Raw genomic sequence first — 21,371 nt, 5'->3', positions numbered from 1 at the left:
TATCTTTGTAAGTTTTTATTGTTTTTTATTTTTAGTTTTTTTAGATATATATAATAGTAATAGTAGTAAGTTTCTGTTTGATTGTTTAATTGTATTTAATGTTGTATAACATAAAGAAATATCTTGTTGAATTATAGTTTATTTTTTGTTGTGTTTTTGATAAATTATTTGTTTTAATTGTTTAAAAGAATGTTTGATTTTTCAATTGGGTTTAATTTTTTTTTATTTTGTTCATAAGTTCTGTGATTAAATTGTTGATTTCTTTGTCATTATTTCTGTCCCTATCTATTTTATTTATTGAATAAAGTACTGTTGAATGGGTTTTCCCCCCAATAATTTTTCCAATTTCAACTGTTGATAACTCTGTAAAATTCCTTAAAAGGTATGCATAAATATGTCTAGCTTTTGTTATCTCTGGTTTTTTGCTATGTCCCTCAATGTCTTTATGTGCAATTTTTAGCTCTCTTAAGAGTATTTTTTTTATATTTTCGATATTTATTTTATTGCTTGATTCATTGGTTGTTTCTTTTTCGTAAATTATTATTTCTTTGATTATTTTTTCAACAATGTCAATGTCAATTTCTATATTGTCTAAATCTATATATGCTTTTAGTTTTGTTACAGCAGCTTCAAGATCTCTTACATTTGTTGTAACTTTTTGGGCAACCAGATTTAGTATATCTTTAGGAACCTTTATACCATCCTCTTCTGCTTTTTTTTCAATAATAGCGACTCTGAGTTCAAAATTGGGTTTTGATATATCAACATTTAGTCCTCTTGTGAACCTGCTTTTTAGTCGATCTGTAAAATTTGTAAGCTCAGAAGGAGATCGATCACATGTGAATACTAATTGTTTATTATCTTCATAAAGGGCGTTAAATGTGTGAAAAAGCTCTTCTTGTATGCCTTCTTTTTTTTGTAAGTCGTGGATATCGTCTATAAGTAGCATATCTAAGTATCTATATTTTTTTTTAAACTTTTTTGTTTCGTGTGTCTTTATGCTTTCTACAAACTCATTTAAAAAATTTTCAGCGGTAACGTATAATATCTTTAGGTTATTATGTAATTCTTCTGTTTTGTTCCCTATGCTTTGAAGCAAATGTGTTTTTCCAAGTCCAACTCCACCGTAAATTAAACAAGGATTATATTTTTTTCCAGGATTTTTTGAGATTGATAAGCTGGCGTTGTATGCAAGTCTATTATTTGGTCCTATGATAAAATTTTCAAATGTATATCTTTTTTTAAGAAAGGGATTTTTAAAATTTGTAGGCTCTTCTTCTTTGATATACATTTTTATGCGATCTTTAATGCTTTGAATTGGTTCTTTAGAAAGTGTATTTCCTTTGAGCTTGTCAAAATTTTGCAAAGTTTCTTTAAAAGTTGTTTTTTCACTTTCTTGTTTGCTAGAATAGGTTTTAGGTGGTTGATTCGTAAATACAATTGTTACGTTATTATAGCCATTTTTTGTGAGGATTTCTTTGATTTTTTTTGTAAATCTTTTTTCTATTTGATTTTTGTGGAATAAATTTGGAGTAGATATTTGAATATTATCACCTATTGATTCTAAAAAGCACAAATTTTCAAACCAAACATAAAACTCTTCTTCTGATAGTTCTTTTTTTATTTCTGTTAAAATCAAGCTCCATATATTTTTTGATTTTTCCATTTTTTGTCCTTGTTGGTTTTAGTACTATACTTTTAACATTATATAGTATAATGTTAAATTAGGATTCTATCTAAGTTGTTTGTGAAGTTTTAAAAATTTTTGATGCTTTATATGTAATAGATATTATTTTTTTTTTAATGTAGAATTTATCTGTGTCTAGATTTTGATTAAATGAATGGAAGGTTTATGAATTATGTTGCTAGTAACATTCAGGTCTTAAAAGGACTTGAGGCTGTTAGGAAAAGGCCTGGTATGTATATAGGCTCTGTTTCTGTTAATGGTTTGCACCATTTGGTTTATGAGGTGGTTGACAATAGTATTGATGAGGCTTTAGCTGGGTTTTGTGATAGAATAGATGTTGTTATTAATTTAGATAATACCATAACTGTAATTGATAATGGGAGAGGGATTCCCACTGATATTCATGAAGAGGAGGGAATTAGTGCTCTTGAACTTGTTTTAACAAAACTGCATTCTGGCGGTAAGTTTAATAAGGGTACTTATAAAGTTTCTGGTGGGTTGCATGGCGTTGGAATTTCGGTTGTAAATGCGTTGTCTTCATTTTTAGAGGTTTATGTTAATAGGGATGGAAAAATTTTTAGGCAAACTTTTTCAAAAGGTATTCCAACTTCTAAAGTAGAAGTTGTGGGAGAATCTTCTGTTACGGGAACCAAGGTTACTTTTTTAGCAGATTCTGAAATTTTTGAAACCTTAGATTATAATTTCGATGTTCTTGAAAAAAGGCTTAAAGAGCTTGCTTTTTTAAACGATAAAATATACATTACAATTGAAGATAAAAGAGCTGGTAAAGAAAAATCTTCAAAGTTTTATTTTGAAGGTGGGATAAAGTCTTTTGTAGATTATTTAACTAATGACAGTAAAGCTTTTCAATCAGAATCTTATTATATTGATGGTTTTATTAATGATGTTATTGTTAATGTAGGTCTTAAATGGACTGAAAGTTATTCTGACAATATTCTTTCTTTTGTTAATAATATTAATACAAGAGAAGGGGGGACCCATGTTATGGGGTTTAGAAGTGGCCTTACTAAGGCTATGAACGAAGCTTTTAAAAATTCAAAAATAAGTAAAAAAGATATTCCAAATCTTACGGGAGATGATTTTAAAGAGGGACTTACAGCTGTTATTTCTGTTAAAGTTCCAGAACCTCAATTTGAAGGTCAAACAAAGAGTAAGCTTGGTAATTCTGAGATAAAGAAAATAGTTGAGATTATTGTATATGAGCATTTATTAGAAATTATTAGTTCAAATCCCTTAGAGATAGACATTATTCTTGAAAAAGCAATAAGAGCCGCTCGTGCTCGTGAGGCTGCAAGAAAAGCAAGAGAATCAGAAAGAAAAAAAAATGCATTTGAAAGCTTGGCATTGCCCGGAAAATTGGCTGATTGTGCTTCTAAAAACCCCTCAGAAAGAGAGATCTATATTGTAGAAGGTGATTCTGCTGGAGGAAGTGCCAAAATGGGTAGAAATAGATTTTTTCAGGCCATTTTACCATTGTGGGGTAAAATGCTTAATGTTGAGAAAACAAGAGAAGATAAGGTAATTACCAATGACAAGCTTATTCCTATAATTGCATCTCTTGGCGCAGGAGTTGGCAAAACTTTTGATATTACAAAACTTCGTTACCACAAGGTTATTATTATGGCAGATGCTGATGTTGATGGATCTCATATTAGAACTTTGCTTTTAGCTTTTTTCTTTAGATATATGAGAGATTTAATTGAAAATGGCTATATATATATAGCAATGCCTCCTCTTTATAAAATAAAGTATGATAATCGTATTTATTATTTTTATGACGAGAAAGAAAAAGAAAAATTTTTAGATTCTATTGAAACTAAAAATCGCAATAATATTTTTCTTCAAAGATATAAAGGTCTCGGGGAGATGAATCCAACGCAGCTTTGGGAAACGACTATGGATCCTGCTAGAAGAAAAATGAGATTGATAAATATAGATGATGCTATTGAGGCTGAAAAAATTTTTGTTACTCTTATGGGAGATTTAGTTGAGCCTAGAAAAGAATTTATTGAACAGAATGCACTCAATGTAATTAATCTTGATGTGTAATTGGAGCGTTAATGGCAGTTGGAGAAAATAAAGAGCAAATATTAAATATTAAGATAGAAGATGAAATAAAAACTTCTTATTTGAATTATGCAATGTCAGTTATTGTTTCCAGGGCTCTTCCAGATGTAAGAGATGGTCTTAAGCCAGTTCATAGGAGAATACTTTATTCTATGTATGAACTGGGGCTTCGTTCTGATAAAGCTTTTAAAAAAGCTGGAAGAATAGTAGGGGATGTTCTTGGTAAATATCATCCCCATGGAGATCAATCAATTTATGATGCTCTTGTAAGACTTGCTCAAGACTTTTCACTTAGATATCCTGTAATACGGGGACAGGGAAATTTTGGATCTATTGACGGAGATCCTCCTGCTGCTATGCGATATACTGAAGCTAAAATGGAAAGAATAACTGAGTATATTGTTAAGGATATAGACAAAGAGACCGTTAATTTTAAGTCTAATTATGATGATTCTTTAAGTGAGCCTGAGATCATGCCTTCATCATTCCCATTTCTTTTGGTAAATGGCTCTAGTGGAATTGCTGTTGGAATGGCTACTAACATGGCACCCCACAATTTAAGAGAGATTTGTGATGCTATTGTTTATATGTTAGATAATGAGAATGCTTCTATTTTTGATTTGCTCAAAATAGTTAAAGGTCCCGATTTTCCAACTTTTGGGGAGATTGTTTATAATGACAATTTAATTAAAGCATACAAAACTGGCAAGGGAAGTGTTGTTATTAGGGCAAGATACCATATTGAAGAAAGAATAGAAGGTAGAAATGCTATAATTGTTACAGAAATACCTTATACAGTAAATAAATCTGCGCTTCTTATGAAAGTTGCGCTTTTGGCAAAAGAAGAAAAGCTAGAAGGACTTTTGGATATAAGAGATGAGTCTGATCGAGAAGGAATTAGAATAGTTCTTGAAGTTAAAAGAGGATTTGACCCTCATGTTATTATGAATTTGCTTTATGAATATACTGAATTTAAAAAGCATTTTAGTATAAATAATTTAGCCCTTGTTGATGGTATTCCCAAACAGTTAAATTTGGAAGAATTATTATTTGAATTTATTGAGCATAGAAAAAATGTTATCGAAAGACGTATTGAATTTGACTTGAGAAAGGCAAAAGAGAAAGCACATGTTCTTGAGGGATTGAATATTGCTTTAAATAATATAGATGAGGTTATTAATATTATTAAATCATCTAGATTGGCAAAAGATGCAAGGGAGAGACTTGTTGCAAATTTTGGCCTTTCAGAGATTCAGGCCAATTCAGTTCTTGATATGAAGCTGCAAAAACTTACAGCGCTTGAGATTTTTAAGCTTGAAGAAGAGCTTAATGTACTTTTAAGCTTAATAAAAGATTATGAAGATATTCTCTTGAATCCAGCAAGGATTATTAATATCATAAGAGAAGAAACTATAAATTTAGGTTTGAAATTTGGCGATGAACGTCGAACTAAAATAATTTATGATGAGGAGGTTTTAAAAACTAGTATGTCGGATTTAATGCAAAAAGAAAATATTGTTGTTATGCTTACAAAGAAAGGTTTCCTTAAAAGACTTTCACAAAATGAGTATAAATTGCAAGGTACAGGAGGGAAAGGTCTCAGTTCTTTTGATCTTAATGATGGAGATGAGGTTGCTATTGCTTTGTGTGTCAATACTCATGATTATTTGTTTATGGTTTCAAATGAAGGAAAGCTTTATTTAATTAATGCTTATGAAATAAAAGATTCTTCAAGAGCTTCAAAAGGCCAAAACATTAGTGAGCTTATTAATTTAGGAGATCAGGAAGAAATATTAACTATTAAGAATAGTAAAGAATTTACCGATGATTCCTATTTATTGCTTACAACTGCAAGTGGGAAGATAGCTAGATTCGAATCTACAGATTTTAAAGCAGTAAAGTCACGAGGCGTTATTGTTATTAAACTTAATGATAAAGATTTTGTTACAAGTGCAGAGATTGTTTTAAAGGATGAAAAAGTAATTTGTCTTTCTAAAAAGGGTAGTGCATTTATATTTAATTCAAGAGATGTTAGGCTTACTAATAGAGGTACCCAGGGTGTTTGTGGAATGAAATTAAAAGAAGGCGATTTGTTTGTTAAGGTTTTGGCGATTAGAGAAAATCCTTATCTTTTGATTATTTCTGAGAATGGGTATGGAAAAAGATTAAGCATTTCTAAAATATCTGAACTTAAAAGAGGAGCCACTGGCTATACTAGTTATAAAAAATCTGATAAAAAAGCGGGTAGTGTTGTTGATGCTATAGCAGTTTCAGAGGATGATGAAATCTTGCTTGTAAGTAAACGTTCAAAAGCTTTAAGAACAGTAGCTGGAAAAGTATCTGAACAAGGCAAAGATGCTAGAGGAATTCAAGTATTATTTCTTGATAATGACAGCTTGGTTTCTGTTTCAAAATTTATTAAATAAAGAATTGGTTTTTCTTATTTAAGAATGTTCCACGTGGAACATTCTTTTTTTTTATTCTTAAATTGTAATTCAATATTATAACCTGGTAAAATTTGGTGTTGTAGGAGGTTCTGATAATATGGATGGAGTTTATAAAATGATAGATATTCAACTTTTAGATATTGATAACGATCAGCCAAGGAAATTTGTTAGCCCTGTTGAATTAGAAGAGTTAAGCATTTCTATAAAAGAAAATGGAATTTTGCAACCTATAATTGTTTGCAAAGCAAATGAGAGATATAAAATAATAGTAGGAGAAAGAAGGTTTAGGGCTGCTAAACTTATTCAGATGACGAATATTCCTGTTATAGAAGTTAACATAAAAGAATCTTGTAGAGATTTTATGCCTTTGGTTGAAAATATTCAAAGAGAAAATTTTACGCCTGTTGAGGAAGCCTATGCCTATAAAAATGTAATGAATAAATATTCTTTAACTCAAAAGGATTTGTCTGAAAAAATTGGCAAAAGTAGAGCCTATATTTCAAATTTAGTTAGGATTTTGGATCTTGAACAAGAAATATTAAATGCAGTGCATAGGAAAGAAATTTCTTTTGGGCATGCTAAAGTTATTTTATCCTTAAAAGACAAGCAAGACAGGTATAATCTTTATTTAATGATAGTGAAAAAAAAGTTTTCTGTAAGAGATGCAGAAAAATATGTAAAAAATTTTTATAAATCCATAGTAAGAAAAAGGGAATTAGAACAAGATCCTTTTTTAAGCAATATAAAAGAGTTTTTATTTGATAAAATTCAAACAAAAATAGATATTAAAGGAAATCAAGATAAAGGAAAAATAGAGATAGAATATTTTACAGCGGGTGATTTAAGAAGAATTGTTTCCTTTTTTGGTAATATTAGCTAAATTGTTTTTATAATTTAAAGATTGTAAAATATCTTTTCTTAATTTTATGAGAGTTTTTATTTTTTAGACATTTGTCACAATGTGCAATTTTTTAAGCTTGTTTTAAAATTATTTAGTTTTTACAAAGAAATCTTAATTTTTAAATGAAAGGCAAAGTTTATATTTTGTTATTTATAGTTAAATTTAAAAGTAAAAAAACAATCTAATATTTGCAAAATGAACAATAAGAATATATATTTTATTTATACTTATTAGTGAGGTTGTAAATTTATATAAAATTATTCTTGATATATTTTATTTTTTTCTTTATTTCTAAAATAGAATGAAAAAATAATTTTAAGTTTTCTTGGCTTAATTTATTAAATTCAATATTTTTAAATTCTATTATATTTTTTAATATGAAATCCAACTCTTCTTTTATATCGTTTTCATATTTTTTATCTTTATTAAGCAATGATTTGTGTGTATTCTTTAAATCAAAACTTTTTTTATAAACAATTTTAAATTCTTTTAAAGAATTTATTTTGCCATTTAGAACTTCATCTTTTAAAATAGAGGGGCAAGATTTTTTAGATATTTCATATGATAAAGATAATGGCAATTTTTCTATAGTGAGCTGCTTGTCGGAATTTTCGATAAGCAAATTATATCTTGATATTAAAGCGTAAACCTTATCTTTTTTAAATCCCATGCTTTTGAACCACCGATAAAAAAGTCCGTTATATTGATTATTGCCTTTTAATTTATCTTGAGTTTCTTTAAGTATCTTTCCAATTTTTGTATAAGTATTATTAAAAATATTGAAAATTTCATATTGTTTTGTTTTTAAAAAATCAGAAATACTTTTATCTAGATTGTTGTAGTCAAAGTTTTTTCTTTCAATTGAAATAATTTCTTTTTTTTCGATATTTCTCGAATCGCTTGAAGATGTTTCTAATTTTTTTCCCATTAGAAACATTAAAGTTTCTAGATTGTCAGACATAGTTATTCCTCAATTTTGTCTATTATCTCTTTTGAGAGCTCTAAGAAATCTTTTGCAGCATTGCTTTCTTTGTCATATTCATATACAGGCATTTTTGCTTCTTGAGATTTTGAAATGGTTATATTTTTCCTTATTTTTGTATTTAAAAGTTTTTCTTTAAAAACTTTTTTTAACGAGCTTACATATTTTTCTTTACTTTTGTTTCTTATGTCGTATTTGTTTATAAAAACACCCAAAATCTCCAAATTTGTATTTATTTGCTTTACTGTATTTATTGTATCTATTAGTTGATTGATGCCTTCAAATGCAAAAAATTCTGTTTCAATTGGTATTAATAAATAATTACTTGCAATAAGGGCATTTATATTTAATATTGAAAGTGTAGGAGGACAGTCGATAATGATAAAATCGTATTTATCTTTTTCGTATAATGTTAATGCATTTTTTAAAAAATTTTCCCTTGAAAGTTCATTTATTAATTCTTTTTCGAGTAAAGCTAATTTTATACTAGATGGGATTATGTCTAATTCAAAATGATTTAAAGGTTTGACCTTAATTTTTTTATTAATAAGTTCATAACTTGAATTTTCGACTATATATTCTGAAGTGTTTGTGCCGCTAGTAGAGTTTCCTTGTGAATCAATATCTATTAGAAGAATTTTTTTATTAAGTAGGGTCATTGAATAAGAAATATTAATAGCGCTTGTAGTTTTTCCTACTCCCCCTTTTTGATTAATTACAGATATTATTTTCATATAAATTTTCTCTTTTTATTTGGTTTTGTTTTTATATTTTAAAACATAAATGGCAAAAATAATAATACTTTAAAGTAGTTTTAAATATTTGATTATTTGGCATATATATTATTCTTTATTAAATTTGATAATTTCTTGAATTAAGCCGTTTTTTATAAAAAATTCCGATATTTTTTGCTTATTTTTTGTTTTAAATTTAATTGAAGTGTTTATTTTGTTTGAAAAGTTTGAATCTATTATTTCTATTTCAAGTTTATTTTTCATTTTTAATAGTAAATTGTATTGATTGTAATTTAGATTTAAACTTAGAGTTTCTAACTCCTCTTTTTCTATTATAGGTGTATTTTTAATAACTTCTTTGGCAGACTTGTAATATGCTTTAATCAACCCCCCCCTACCAAGTAAAGTTCCTCCAAAATATCGTAATGTGATTATTAAGGTATCAGTTAAATTGTTATGTATTATAGCATCTAATGTGGGTTTTCCGGCCGTTAAATTAGGCTCTCTATTATCACTCATTCCATTGAGAAATGAGTTCTTGTTCCCAATTCTAAATCCATAAACTACGTGTGTAGCATTTTTAAATTTTATTTTATATTTTTTAATAGTTTTACTTATATCTTCTTTTTTTTCAATATTTAAAATATATGAAACAAAGATAGATTTTTTTATTTCAATTTTAGAATTACTATTGTTTTTGGGTACGAATATCATATAGCGTAAGTATACTATTTTTTTAGATATTGCAGTATTTATTGTTTATGTATATTATTAATAGTGTTTGTTTTTATTATTGATTATTATAAAGTATGGTCAAAAAAGGGGTTTTAAATGATATCAGGCTTGAATCCAACATTAAGGTTATTTAAAGATCATAAAATACTTTATTCTAACATGGAAAGGGGATTAAAGCCTCTTTTAGAGGTAGATAATTTTATCAACAAGTATATTCAAAATAAAGAAGGACTTGAAATTTATGATAAAGTTGTGGGCAAGGCGGCGGCCATTATTATTTATAATATAGGCCTTCAAAATGTTCAAGCTGGGGTTGTTTCTCAACCCGCAAAGGATTTTTTAGAAAGTAGGGGAATAAAAGTAGCTTATAAAAAATTGGTGGAAAAAATAAATGACAAGGCAGAAAACTTGATTGAAAGCTTGGAAAATCCCGAAGAGGTTTATAAATATATGATTAAAAGAGGCATTATAGTTAATAATTTATAAATTATTAAAATAATTAAGCTTAGCTTTAGCTAACTATGTGACTTTGAGTATACGGTGATAATTAGGGCTATATTGTATATTAATATTATTAAATTCCCCCAATTTAGGTAAAAATTGTTTTTATCATAGTTAAAGATCCAAATTCCAGCATAAACGCCCAAAAATCCTCCTATAGAAGATGTAAACATAATTAAATTAGGTTCGATTTTATGTTGATTAATTTTGTTTTGATTCTCTTTAGCATTAGATTGTTCGGTAAATTTGCTGTCAATAAAAATCATGGCAAAGCCTGCAAGAGTAATGCATAGAAAATAAATTATAAATATTTTTCTAATTAATGCAAACATAAATTTTCCCTTTCTTTTAACTTTTTGATCATTAATACTTAATAATATAACTAAGTGTAATACAAAAGCAAGTATTTTGATAGACATATAAAATGTAGCTTATAGATTATTTTTATATTTTAGTAAATAAAGGATTTTAGAATTTTATTATGAAGGAAGATGCTTTTAATATATTTATTTTTGGTTTTTGGAGGAATTAAAAGGAGTTATGTTATACATTGTGGGTACGCCAATAGGCAATTTAGAAGATATTACTTATAGAGCGGTTGATGTTTTAAAATCGGTAAATGTTATTTTTGCAGAAGATACAAGAGTCACTATTAAGCTTTTGTCGCGATATAAAATTAATAAAAAAATGATTTCTTGTAATGCCGTAACAGAAAATAAAAAGATAAGATTGCTATTGGATTATTTAGCAAAAGGAGATTCTGTTGCTTTTGTTAGTGATGCCGGTACTCCAGGCCTTAGTGATCCCGGTAGTCTGTTAGTTGCCGCTGCTTTTCGAGAGGGATATAAAGTTTGCCCAATTCCTGGAGTAAGCTCTTTTAATACGATTGTAAGCGTTAATCCTTTTAGAGACAAATCAGTACTTTTCGAGGGATTTTTGCCTAACAAGGGTCTTAAAAGATTTAAAAAAATTGCCGAGCTATATAAAAGGGGTGATGCATTTGTGTTGCTTGAATCTGGTCATAGACTTTTGAAATTGCTTGTTGAAATTTCTTCCGTTAGCTTAGATGCGAAGATTCTTATTGGTCGAGAGATGACAAAAATTTATGAAGAATATCAAATTGGCAAGCCCTTAGAATTAAAAAAATATTTTGAATCAAGTAAGGAGAAGGTTAAAGGAGAATTTACTATTTTAGTCAGCAGAAGTTCTTCATAATAAATGTTTTCTATTTAGATATTAAAACTTTATTTATTTTTGGTTTTACCCGATTGATTTATTATGTTATACTTAAATTTTAATAGGGGTTTTTATGAAAATTTATTTAGCTTCTCCATTTTTTAACGAAGAGCAAATTAAGCTGAGGGATGAGGTTTTAAAATTTCTTGAAGAGTTTAATTTAGATATATTTTCTCCAGAGCATCATGCTGTCAAAAAGATGGGATTGCTTGAAAAGGTTGATTATAAGTTTGCCAATAGAGATATAAGAGAGAAAATAAGAGAAATAGACTTAAAAGAGTTAGTTAGTAGTGATATTGTCTTAGCTTTGGTTAATTATGTTGATGCAGGCACGGCTTATGAGAGGGGATTTGCCTTTGCTAAAAAAATACCAAGCATAGATTTTTTTAAAGACAAAAAAGATTCTGATTTTTATAATTTGATGTATAGCGATTGTAATGCATCTTTTTCTAATTACAAGGATCTTAGGGAAGGAATTTTGACTTTTAAAGAATTGTGGATTAAGTTTAAAGGAGATAATGAAAGTTTTAGAACTTTCTTCGATTATTTAAAAGCTAAATTAGGAGATAAATTGAAAAAAATTCTTACAACTCTACCTGTTAATGAAAAATGTGGTTGTTAATGCTTTTATCATGGTTGATTAATAAAATTTATTTTTTATGTTTTTGTGTTAATAAAATAATGCAAAAGTATTGACAATATGATTCTTCTTTTGTTAAAGTATTAAAGGTTGAAATGATTATTGGAAGATGAGAGAAGGGAAGAGTTAAGTAAGGTTGAAAGCCAAACAAAAGAATAAACACAACTTGTTAATTTTTTTAAATAAAAATAAGAAATAACGAAGAGTTTGATCCTGGCTTAGAACTAACGCTGGCAGTGCGTCTTAAGCATGCAAGTCAAACGGGATGTAGCAATACATCTAGTGGCGAACGGGTGAGTAACGCGTGGATGATCTACCTACGAGATGGGGATAACTATTAGAAATAGTAGCTAATACCGAATAAAGTCAATTAATTTGTTGATTGATGAAAGGAAGCCTTTAAAGCTTCGCTTGTAGATGAGTCTGCGTCTTATTAGTTAGTTGGTAGGGTAAATGCCTACCAAGGCGATGATAAGTAACCGGCCTGAGAGGGTGAACGGTCACACTGGAACTGAGATACGGTCCAGACTCCTACGGGAGGCAGCAGCTAAGAATCTTCCGCAATGGGCGAAAGCCTGACGGAGCGACACTGCGTGAATGAAGAAGGTCGAAAGATTGTAAAATTCTTTTATAAATGAGGAATAAGCTTTGTAGGAAATGACGAAGTGATGACGTTAATTTATGAATAAGCCCCGGCTAATTACGTGCCAGCAGCCGCGGTAATACGTAAGGGGCGAGCGTTGTTCGGGATTATTGGGCGTAAAGGGTGAGTAGGCGGATATATAAGTCTATGCATAAAATACCACAGCTCAACTGTGGAACTATGTTAGAAACTATATGTCTAGAGTCTGATAGAGGAAGTTAGAATTTCTGGTGTAAGGGTGGAATCTGTTGATATCAGAAAGAATACCGGAGGCGAAGGCGAACTTCTGGGTCAAGACTGACGCTGAGTCACGAAAGCGTAGGGAGCAAACAGGATTAGATACCCTGGTAGTCTACGCTGTAAACGATGCACACTTGGTGTTAACTAAAAGTTAGTACCGAAGCTAACGTGTTAAGTGTGCCGCCTGGGGAGTATGCTCGCAAGAGTGAAACTCAAAGGAATTGACGGGGGCCCGCACAAGCGGTGGAGCATGTGGTTTAATTCGATGATACGCGAGGAACCTTACCAGGGCTTGACATATATAGGATATAGTTAGAGATAATTATTCCCCGTTTGGGGTCTATATACAGGTGCTGCATGGTTGTCGTCAGCTCGTGCTGTGAGGTGTTGGGTTAAGTCCCGCAACGAGCGCAACCCTTGTTATCTGTTACCAGCATGTAATGGTGGGGACTCAGATAAGACTGCCGGTGATAAGTCGGAGGAAGGTGAGGATGACGTCAAATCATCATGGCCCTTATGTCCTGGGCTACACACGTGCTACAATGGCCTGTACAAAGCGAAGCGAAACAGTGATGTGAAGCAAAACGCATAAAGCAGGTCTCAGTCCGGATTGAAGTCTGAAACTCGACTTCATGAAGTTGGAATCGCTAGTAATCGTATATCAGAATGATACGGTGAATACGTTCTCGGGCCTTGTACACACCGCCCGTCACACCACCCGAGTTGAGGATACCCGAAGCTATTATTCTAACCCGTAAGGGAGGAAGGTATTTAAGGTATGTTTAGTGAGGGGGGTGAAGTCGTAACAAGGTAGCCGTACTGGAAAGTGCGGCTGGATCACCTCCTTTCTAAGAGAAAGATAAATTAAGGCTAATTCCATTAACTCTTCCCTACTCTTTTCTTTTGGTAAAAGAGTTTTTAAAACCAAGATTATTTTTATAGACTTGAGAAAAGTTTTTATATTGATTTTTTTAGGAATATTAAAGAATTTTGTTAAGCCCAAGCTTAGGTTTAGATTGATTGGGGGTTTAGCTCAGTTGGCTAGAGCATCGGCTTTGCAAGCCGAGGGTCAAGGGTTCGAGTCCCTTAACCTCCATTATACATATAGATTAAGCATGTTGTTAAGCAAGTTTATTAATTCTTTTAAATAAGAACAAGAATGACGAAGGGTTTGGCCCTGACCCAGAACTAACCCTGTTGGTTTGTCTTAAACATGCAAGTCAATCGGGATATAGTAATGCATTTGGTGGCTAACAAGCAATTAACGTGTGAATGGTCTACCCATGAGATAGGAATATCCACTAGAAATAATTTATAGGTTTATGTATAAATGGCATAGCTCAATTGTAGATCTATGTTGTCAGCTATATATCTAGGGCTTAATAGGGGAAGTTGGAATTTTTAATGAAAGGGTGGTATGGTATTTTTTGATGTTGGGAAGGATGTCAGAGGCGAAGGCGAACTTTTAGGGTAAGGCTGATACTGAGTCACGAAAGCGTAGGGAGCAAATAGGATTAGGTATCCCTACATTCTGTGCTGTAAATGATGAAAACTTAGTTTTAACTAAAAGTTGGCACTAAGACTAATGTGTTAAGTATATCTCTTGAGGGAGAGATTCTTTCAATAGTGAATCTCAAAGGAATTGACTGGAGCCTATATAAGCGGTGGAGCATGTGTTTTAATTCGACGATATGCGGTGAACCTTGCCGGGGTTTGGTGTGTATAGGATGTGGTTAGAGATAATTATTCCCAGCTTGGTAGCTATATATAATTGCTATATGGTTATTGTCAGTTTTGATTGTGAGGTGTTGAGCTAGGCTTTGCGAGGAGTTCAATCCTCATTCTTTATTATCAATGTATAATGGTAGAGACCTAGATAAGACTGCAAGCGACAAGTTAGAGGAAGATGAGAATGTCTCCAGATCATCATGGTCCTTATGTTCTAGGCAACACCTATTACAATGGTCTTTGCAAAGCGGAGCTAAACAGTGATGCGAAACAAGGTGCTTAAAGCAGGTCTTAATTCGAACTGAAGTCTTAAGGTCTGTTTCATAAAGTTAGAATCGCTAGTAATTGCGTATTTAAATGATATGGCGAATATGTCTTTGGGCCTTCTATACACTGCTCGTCACACCGTCTGAGCTGAGAATGCCTAAAACCATTGTTCTAATCTATAAGAGAGTAAGGTATTTGAGGTATGTTTAGTGTAGGTTGAAGGCTTAACAAGGTAATTGTATTATAAAATATGGTTAAATTGTCTTCCTTTTTAAGATAAAGATAAATTAAGATGAATTTCATTAATTTTTCTCTGTATTTTTATTTTGATGAAAATTTTTTTAAGTCAAAGTAAATTTTTAGTTTAAACTTGAAAAAAAATAAATCTTTGGTAAGTATTTGGTGTTATATAGTTGAGTATTGAATTAAGCGTTGTTAATAGTAAATCATAATTTTAAATTTTGAGGTGAAAGGTTTTTATATTGCTAGATGTGCATTTTAAATCTAATATAACGGCAATTGGCCATTTTAAAATTGAGATTATATTATAAATATTGCTTAATATATACCAAATGTTTTATTGTTCTGATTAATTGGCTTAAAGGAATGCCGAAGTGACTATAATAATGGAACACATTGGGACCAGGATGAGTTGAACATCCGACCTCAGGTTTATCAGACCTGCGCTCTAACCACCTGAGCTATGATCCCTTAAGCATACCAATTCTTTACAAATTTTATTTAAATCTTTTGACTTTGTCAATATCTCTTGCATCTTGAAAAGATATAAGAGATATTGTGTATGGTTTATGATTTTCCATATATTTATTAATGCCTGTTATTTATATAAGTGTTTTATAAGATTTGTTAATTTTATTTCTACCTATTTAAAAGATTGTTATGATTTATAGCAATTATTTCGATATTGAAATTGCAGTATTTTATTGTGCGGTTGTTGTGAGCAAGCCAAAAGAATTTTTAAAGTTATAGCATTATTTATTCAGCTTTTTTGGGAAAGTTGAATAAATAAATAATGCTGCTTTTGTTTTGGCGGCTTTTATAATTACCTTAAGTGGCCTTTAAAGGTAAAGATATTTTTCTTTTTTTTTGAAGTGCAATCAATTTTAGAAATATTTTTTATTGATCGATAGATTAATTTAATCAATTTTTTATAAAATATCTTTTATTTTTACTGCTTAGATATTTTGAATTATATATTTTCATATAAGCTTATTGAAGCTGGGCTATTTTAGCTTTTTAATTTGTTTTATTGCTATAGAGGAATAAGTTAAAGGTAGTCTAAAAAGTACCATGTTTGATTTATTATGCATGACCAATGTTTGATTTTTTAAAAAATGCAAAACATTTTATTAGTAGATATTTATAATTGGTAAAATCTATAAATACCTATTTTAAAAATTAATCTTTATTAATAGATGGCGGATTGTTCAGACCTTTTTTCAATCTTAGCAATTGAAATTTTTAAAGAATTTGTTATTAAAAGTTTTTCATATAAGTAGATCTAAAATCTATAAATTTGTGTACTGTTAAATTTTTTTGTTTTTTAATCAATAAAAATTTATTAACCAGTCAAGAATTTTATTAAAATATGTATTTATTGAATAAATAAACCATTTTAGTTTTTATTCTTATTATGGGGAATGTGTTCTTGTATTTTACATATGTGTTTTGGCAATAATTTTTTTTATTATTGTCTTGTTTTAAAATTGAGTTTATGGATCGATATTTTTTTTTGCAAGATGCTACTACTGTCGCAAGATTATTGCTCGGAAATTTGTTGATCAGGAAAATCAATAAAAAGGAAATAGTTGCCAGAATTGTTGAAACAGAAGCTTATATGGGAATAGCAGATAGCGCTTGTCATTCTTATGGCGGCAAGAGAACAAATCGCACAAATGCTATGTATAGCATAGGAGGATATTCTTATGTGTATATGATATATGGAATGCATTATATGTTTAATGTTGTGACTGCGGATAAAAACAATCCTCAAGCCGTTTTAATTAGAAGCATAGAGCCTATTTCTCCATTATTGGGGAAGAAAAGCGCTCTTACTAATGGCCCCGGTAAACTTACAAAATTTTTAAACATTGATTTAACTTTCAATAAAGTTGATCTTATTGGTAATAATGAACTTTTTTTGCAAAGAGATTTGAATCTAGATTTTAATATAGTTTGTTCAAAAAGAATAAATATTAATTATGCGCAAGAGGATGATATAAACAAACTTTGGAGATTTTATATTAAAGATAATAAATTTGTTTCAAGGCGTTGATTTTTGTTTAAATAAAGTTTTTAAAAAGTTTCAAAAAATATAATTTGCTTAAATTTGATTATTTTATGTTTTAGGATCAATTTATTAAGAATAAATCATTTGTGATATTATATCTTACAAGAGAGATTTATATATGAATTCTAATTATAAAAGATATAAAATGCTGGTTTTTGACCTTGATGGTACTTTGCTGAACGATAGTCATGAGATTACTTTTTTAACCCTTGAGGTTCTTTTGACCTTGGAAAAAGATTTTAAAATAATTATTGCAACTGGTAGAAGGCTGAGTGAAATTAGAAATGTCAGGAATCAATTAAAAGAAATTAATATTAATGAGAATTATCTTGTAACGGCGAATGGAGCTGAAGTGTTTTTGCAAGAAAATTTAATTTTTAGACATGCAATGAGTTATAGCTTAGTAAAAGAAATTCTCAAGATACATAAAGATAATGTTGATGTTAATCTTTATACTTTTGACACTTGGTATTCTAATTCAGATGTTAAAAGCCCCATTATGAAACATTTTATTAGGGATTTAGGCTTAAATGTTATCATCGGAGATTTGACTAAATTAGACGTTGATTCTGTTTCTAAGATTGTTTATTATTGTGACGATTTAGCAACTCTTAATAAACTTGACAATGAAATTAAGAATAAAGATTTTCAGGACATAAGGGTGTTTTTTTCTTCTAAGGATTTATTAGAGATTACCAATATTAATGCTGATAAATATAATGCTATTAAAAATATTGCTTTTCTTGAAAACATTCCATTGTCTGATGTTTTAGCCTTTGGAGACAATAATAATGATTATGAGATGCTAAAAAATCTTGGCAAAGGTGTTTTAATGAAAAATGCCAATGAATTTCTTAAGATTAACTTAGCAAATAATGAAACAACAAAATTTAGTAATAATGAAGATGGTGTTGCTAGGTTTTTAATTGATTTTTTTGAGCTTAATATTAAATATTAATAGTTTGCATTCTAATGTTTAATGCATTTGGTTTATTTTTAGCAGAATCTTTTATTTAAAATGTAAATTTTTTACTTATAATGTATTTTTGTAAATTTATTTATTAAAATATTGGGATAAGTATTGACATGGATTAAACAAAGATATATATTATTCTATGTTGCATAAACAAATTGGCAAAATAGAGATGGAAGATAAAAATATGGTCAAAGTAATAAGAGTCTATGGTGAATGCCTAGGAGCTTTAAGGCGAAGAAGGTCGTGGTAAGCTGCGAAAAGCTTGGGGGAGAAGCAAACATTTATTGATCCCAAGATTACCGAATGGAGTAATCCAGCTAGCAAGATGCTAGCTATCTATTATCTAAATAATAGAGGCGATACCAGGGGAAGTGAACCATCTAAGTACCCTGAGGAAAAGAAATCAAAGAGATTCCCTTAGTAGTGGCGAGCGAAAGGGGAGTAGCCCAAACTTTAAATGTGTCAAGTTGCAGAGCGTTGCATTTATAGGGTTGTAGGACGTTTAGGCTTAGTCTGTGATAAGCAAAAAAGTTACAAAATATTTACATAGAAGAATAATCTGGAAAGTTTAACCAAAGAAGGTGATAGTCCTGTAATTTAAATGTAAATATCTTTTTAAAATGTTCCTGAGTAGGACGAGGCACGAGAAACCTTGTTTGAAGCTGGGGAGACCACTCTCCAAGGCTAAATACTAAAAAGCTACCGATAGAGAAGAGTACCGTGAGGGAAAGGTGAAAAGAACCCCGGGAGGGGAGTGAAATAGAACTGAAACCGTAGACTTACAAGCAGTCAAAGCCGCGATTTATTGCGGTGATGGCGTGCCTTTTGCATAATGAACCTGCGAGTTATCATGTCTAGCAAGATTAAAGCATTGAAGTGCTGGAGTCGAAGCGAAAGCGAGTCTTAAAAGGGCGATTTAGTTAGATGTGGTAGACCCGAAGCCGAGTGATCTATTTATGGCCAGGCTGAAGCTTGGGTAAAACCAAGTGGAGGGCCGAACTCTAGTCTGTTTAAAAAGGCAGGGATGAGCTGTGAATAGGAGTGAAAGGCTAAACAAACTCGGAGATAGCTGGTTCTCCCCGAAATGGATTTAAGTTCAGCCTTATTTTAGTTTAATGGAGGTAGAGCACTAATTGAGCTAGGGCCTGTCAAAGGGTACCAAACTCAGTTAAACTCCGAATGCTATTAAATAATGAATAGGAGTGAGGCTATGGGCGATAAGGTTCATAGTCGAGAGGGAAACAACCCAGACCAACAGCTAAGGTCTCAAAAATGTGTTAAGTGGAAAAGGAGGTTTAGGTACGTAAACAGCCAGGAGGTTGGCTTAGAAGCAGCCATACCTTTAAAGAGTGCGTAATAGCTCACTGGTCGAGTACTTAAGCGCCGATAATGTAACGGGGCTAAACACATTACCGAAGCTTTGGATCTTGACGAAAGTTAAGATGGTAGGGGAGCGTTCTGTAAGCCAGAGAAGTTAAGCTGGAAAGTTTGATGGAGGTATCAGAAGTGAGAATGCAGGTATGAGTAACGAAAAAATGGGTGAGATCCCCATTCGCCGAAAACCTAAGGTTTCCTGGGTAAAGGTCGTCTTCCCAGGGTTAGTCGGCCCCTAAGGCAAAGCTGAAAAGTGTAGTCGATGGGAAACGGGTTAATATTCCCGTACCTCTTATAGTTTCGATGGAGTGACGCATGAGGTTAACTACTGCTAGGCGATGGTTGTCCTAGTTTAAGCATTAAGGTTATGATCTTAATAGGAAAATCCGTTAAGAGAGCTGAGATGTGATGATGAGTGTTATTTAGGTAACATGAAATGTAGGTAGTCAAGGTGCCAAGAAATAACTTCTAAGGTTAGGCTATAAGGGACCGTACCGCAAACCGACACAGGTAGGTGGGATGAAAATTCTAAGGCGCGCGAGAGAATCCACGTTAAGGAACTCTGCAAAATACGTACGTAACTTCGGGATAAGTACGACCTAAGCAATTAGGTAGCATAAAAATGGTCCAAACGACTGTTTACCAAAAACACAGGTCTCTGCAAATCTGTAAAGAGAAGTATAGGGACTGACACCTGCCCGGTGCTGGAAGGTTAAGAGGAGATGTTAGTTTATTCGAAGCATTGAATTTAAGCCCCAGTAAACGGCGGCCGTAACTATAACGGTCCTAAGGTAGCGAAATTCCTTGTCGGGTAAGTTCCGACCCGCACGAATGGTGTAACGATTTGGACGCTGTCTCAACGTGGAGCTCGGTGAAATTGAAGTATCGGTGAAGATGCCGATTACTTGTGGTTAGACGGAAAGACCCCGTGAACCTTTACTATAGCTTGGTATTGAGATTTGATTAAATATGTGTAGGATAGGTGGGAGACTTTGAAGCTATCTCGTTAGGGGTAGTGGAGTCAATCTTGAAATACCACCCTTGTTTAATTAGGTTTCTAACTTATAGAAATATAAGGAGAGTGCCAGGTGGGTAGTTTGACTGGGGCGGTCGCCTCCTAAAGAGTAACGGAGGTGCGCAAAGGTTACCTTAGAGTGGTTGGAAATCACTCTGTAAGTGTAAAGGCATAAGGTAGCTTAACTGTAAGACTGACAAGTCGAACAGATACGAAAGTAGGTCTTAGTGATCTGGCGGTGGCAAGTGGAAGCGCCGTCACTTAACGAATAAAAGGTACTCCGGGGATAACAGGCTTATCCTTCCCAAGAGTTCACATCGACGGAAGGGTTTGGCACCTCGATGTCGGCTCATCGCATCCTAGGGCTGGAGCAGGTCCTAAGGGTATGGCTGTTCGCCATTTAAAGCGGTACGCGAGCTGGGTTCAGAACGTCGTGAGACAGTTTGGTCCCTATCTGCCACAAGCGTTGGATATTTGAGAGGAGCTATCTTTAGTACGAGAGGACCGAGATGGACGAACCTCTAGTGTACCAGTTATCCTGCCAAGGGTAAGTGCTGGGTAGCTACGTTCGGAAAGGATAACCGCTGAAAGCATCTAAGTGGGAAGCCTTCCTCAAGATGAGATATCCTTTAAGGGTCCTGGAAGAATACCAGGTTGATAGGTTAGAAGTGTAAGTATAGTAATGTATTAAGCTCACTAATACTAATTACCCGTGTCTTTGGCCATATTTTTGTCTTCCTTATAAAAACCCTGGTGGTTAAAGAAAAGAGGAAACACCTGTTATCATTCCGAACACAGAAGTTAAGCTCTTATTCGCTGATGGTACTGCGAGTTCGCGGGAGAGTAAGCTATTGCCAGGGTTTTTA

At 31.7% G+C, this 21,371-nt stretch carries 13 protein-coding genes, 2 tRNA genes and 4 rRNA genes; 13 read left to right on the top strand and 6 right to left on the bottom strand.

From position 1 onward, the window contains the following. Positions 1-211 precede the first annotated feature (211 nt). Positions 212-1,666 carry a chromosomal replication initiator protein DnaA gene (gene dnaA / locus BG_RS02165; RefSeq protein ID WP_011193757.1) on the bottom strand — a complete coding sequence of 485 codons (1,455 nt, stop codon included), beginning with the start codon at positions 1,664-1,666 and terminating at the stop codon, positions 212-214. A gap of 186 nt (positions 1,667-1,852) precedes the next feature. Between dnaA and gyrB the strand changes: the two genes are divergently transcribed. From gyrB to BG_RS02150, 3 genes are all read left to right on the top strand, one after another. Beyond that, entirely contained in the window at positions 1,853-3,757 is a 1,905-nt protein-coding gene (gyrB, locus tag BG_RS02160) for a DNA topoisomerase (ATP-hydrolyzing) subunit B (RefSeq protein WP_011193756.1), read from the top strand. Between the two features lie 11 nt (positions 3,758-3,768). After that, positions 3,769-6,201: a DNA topoisomerase (ATP-hydrolyzing) subunit A gene (gyrA, locus tag BG_RS02155; protein WP_011193755.1), complete on the top strand. Its 2,433-nt coding sequence runs from the start codon at positions 3,769-3,771 to the stop codon at positions 6,199-6,201. 118 nt (positions 6,202-6,319) lie between these two features. Then, a complete protein-coding gene (locus tag BG_RS02150; RefSeq protein WP_011193754.1) occupies positions 6,320-7,102 on the top strand; it encodes a ParB/RepB/Spo0J family partition protein in 783 nt (260 codons plus the stop codon). 268 nt (positions 7,103-7,370) lie between these two features. Here BG_RS02150 and BG_RS02145 read toward each other — a convergent pair whose 3' ends face one another. The 3 genes from BG_RS02145 to BG_RS02135 form a co-directional block, all read right to left on the bottom strand. After that, positions 7,371-8,084 (bottom strand): hypothetical protein, encoded by a 714-nt coding sequence (locus BG_RS02145; protein ID WP_011193753.1) that lies wholly within the window; start codon positions 8,082-8,084, stop codon positions 7,371-7,373. A 2-nt stretch (positions 8,085-8,086) separates the two neighbouring features. Continuing rightward, the gene (locus tag BG_RS02140) at positions 8,087-8,839 is read right to left on the bottom strand and encodes a ParA family protein (protein ID WP_011193752.1); all 753 of its coding nucleotides are present in this window, start codon (positions 8,837-8,839) and stop codon (positions 8,087-8,089) included. A gap of 108 nt (positions 8,840-8,947) precedes the next feature. Then, entirely contained in the window at positions 8,948-9,553 is a 606-nt protein-coding gene (locus BG_RS02135) for a YigZ family protein (protein WP_011193751.1), read from the bottom strand. Between the two features lie 117 nt (positions 9,554-9,670). Here BG_RS02135 and BG_RS02130 point away from each other — a divergent pair, with 117 nt between their 5' ends. After that, positions 9,671-10,060, top strand: a complete 390-nt coding sequence (locus tag BG_RS02130) for a DUF1893 domain-containing protein (protein ID WP_004790796.1) — start codon at positions 9,671-9,673, stop codon at positions 10,058-10,060. A gap of 29 nt (positions 10,061-10,089) precedes the next feature. Here BG_RS02130 and BG_RS02125 read toward each other — a convergent pair whose 3' ends face one another. Next, positions 10,090-10,407 carry a hypothetical protein gene (locus BG_RS02125; RefSeq protein ID WP_011193750.1) on the bottom strand — a complete coding sequence of 106 codons (318 nt, stop codon included), beginning with the start codon at positions 10,405-10,407 and terminating at the stop codon, positions 10,090-10,092. Between the two features lie 208 nt (positions 10,408-10,615). Between BG_RS02125 and rsmI the strand changes: the two genes are divergently transcribed. The 5 genes from rsmI (at position 10,616) to BG_RS02100 (ending at position 15,099) form a co-directional block, all read left to right on the top strand. After that, positions 10,616-11,290, top strand: a complete 675-nt coding sequence (gene rsmI / locus BG_RS02120) for a 16S rRNA (cytidine(1402)-2'-O)-methyltransferase (protein WP_011193749.1) — start codon at positions 10,616-10,618, stop codon at positions 11,288-11,290. A 94-nt stretch (positions 11,291-11,384) separates the two neighbouring features. Continuing rightward, positions 11,385-11,933 carry a nucleoside 2-deoxyribosyltransferase gene (locus BG_RS02115; protein ID WP_004792617.1) on the top strand — a complete coding sequence of 183 codons (549 nt, stop codon included), beginning with the start codon at positions 11,385-11,387 and terminating at the stop codon, positions 11,931-11,933. A 213-nt stretch (positions 11,934-12,146) separates the two neighbouring features. Then, positions 12,147-13,682: ribosomal RNA gene (locus BG_RS02110) — 16S ribosomal RNA — on the top strand. A 174-nt stretch (positions 13,683-13,856) separates the two neighbouring features. Further along, positions 13,857-13,930 (top strand) — tRNA-Ala (locus BG_RS02105). Positions 13,931-13,993: 63 nt separating this feature from the next. Then, positions 13,994-15,099, top strand: a 16S ribosomal RNA gene (locus BG_RS02100). A gap of 367 nt (positions 15,100-15,466) precedes the next feature. Here the strand turns inward: BG_RS02100 and BG_RS02095 are convergent. Then, positions 15,467-15,540 (bottom strand) — tRNA-Ile (locus tag BG_RS02095). 1,024 nt (positions 15,541-16,564) lie between these two features. On the opposite strand from BG_RS02095, the gene BG_RS02090 reads away from it, so the two are divergent. The 4 genes from BG_RS02090 (at position 16,565) to rrf (ending at position 21,365) form a co-directional block, all read left to right on the top strand. Next, complete coding sequence (locus BG_RS02090; protein WP_011193747.1) at positions 16,565-17,125, top strand: DNA-3-methyladenine glycosylase; 561 nt, start codon at positions 16,565-16,567, stop codon at positions 17,123-17,125. Between the two features lie 133 nt (positions 17,126-17,258). After that, positions 17,259-18,098 (top strand): Cof-type HAD-IIB family hydrolase, encoded by an 840-nt coding sequence (locus BG_RS02085; RefSeq protein WP_011193746.1) that lies wholly within the window; start codon positions 17,259-17,261, stop codon positions 18,096-18,098. 204 nt (positions 18,099-18,302) lie between these two features. Then, positions 18,303-21,231: ribosomal RNA gene (locus BG_RS02080) — 23S ribosomal RNA — on the top strand. Between the two features lie 23 nt (positions 21,232-21,254). Further along, positions 21,255-21,365, top strand: a 5S ribosomal RNA gene (gene rrf / locus BG_RS02075). The last annotated feature ends 6 nt before the right edge of the window (positions 21,366-21,371 follow it).

Origin of the sequence: Borreliella bavariensis PBi (assembly GCF_000196215.1) — a bacterium.
Taxonomy (GTDB): Bacteria; Spirochaetota; Spirochaetia; order Borreliales; family Borreliaceae; genus Borreliella; species Borreliella garinii.
The sequence above is the reverse complement of the archived record's forward strand: the minus strand, read 5'-3'. Positions and strand labels throughout refer to the sequence as shown.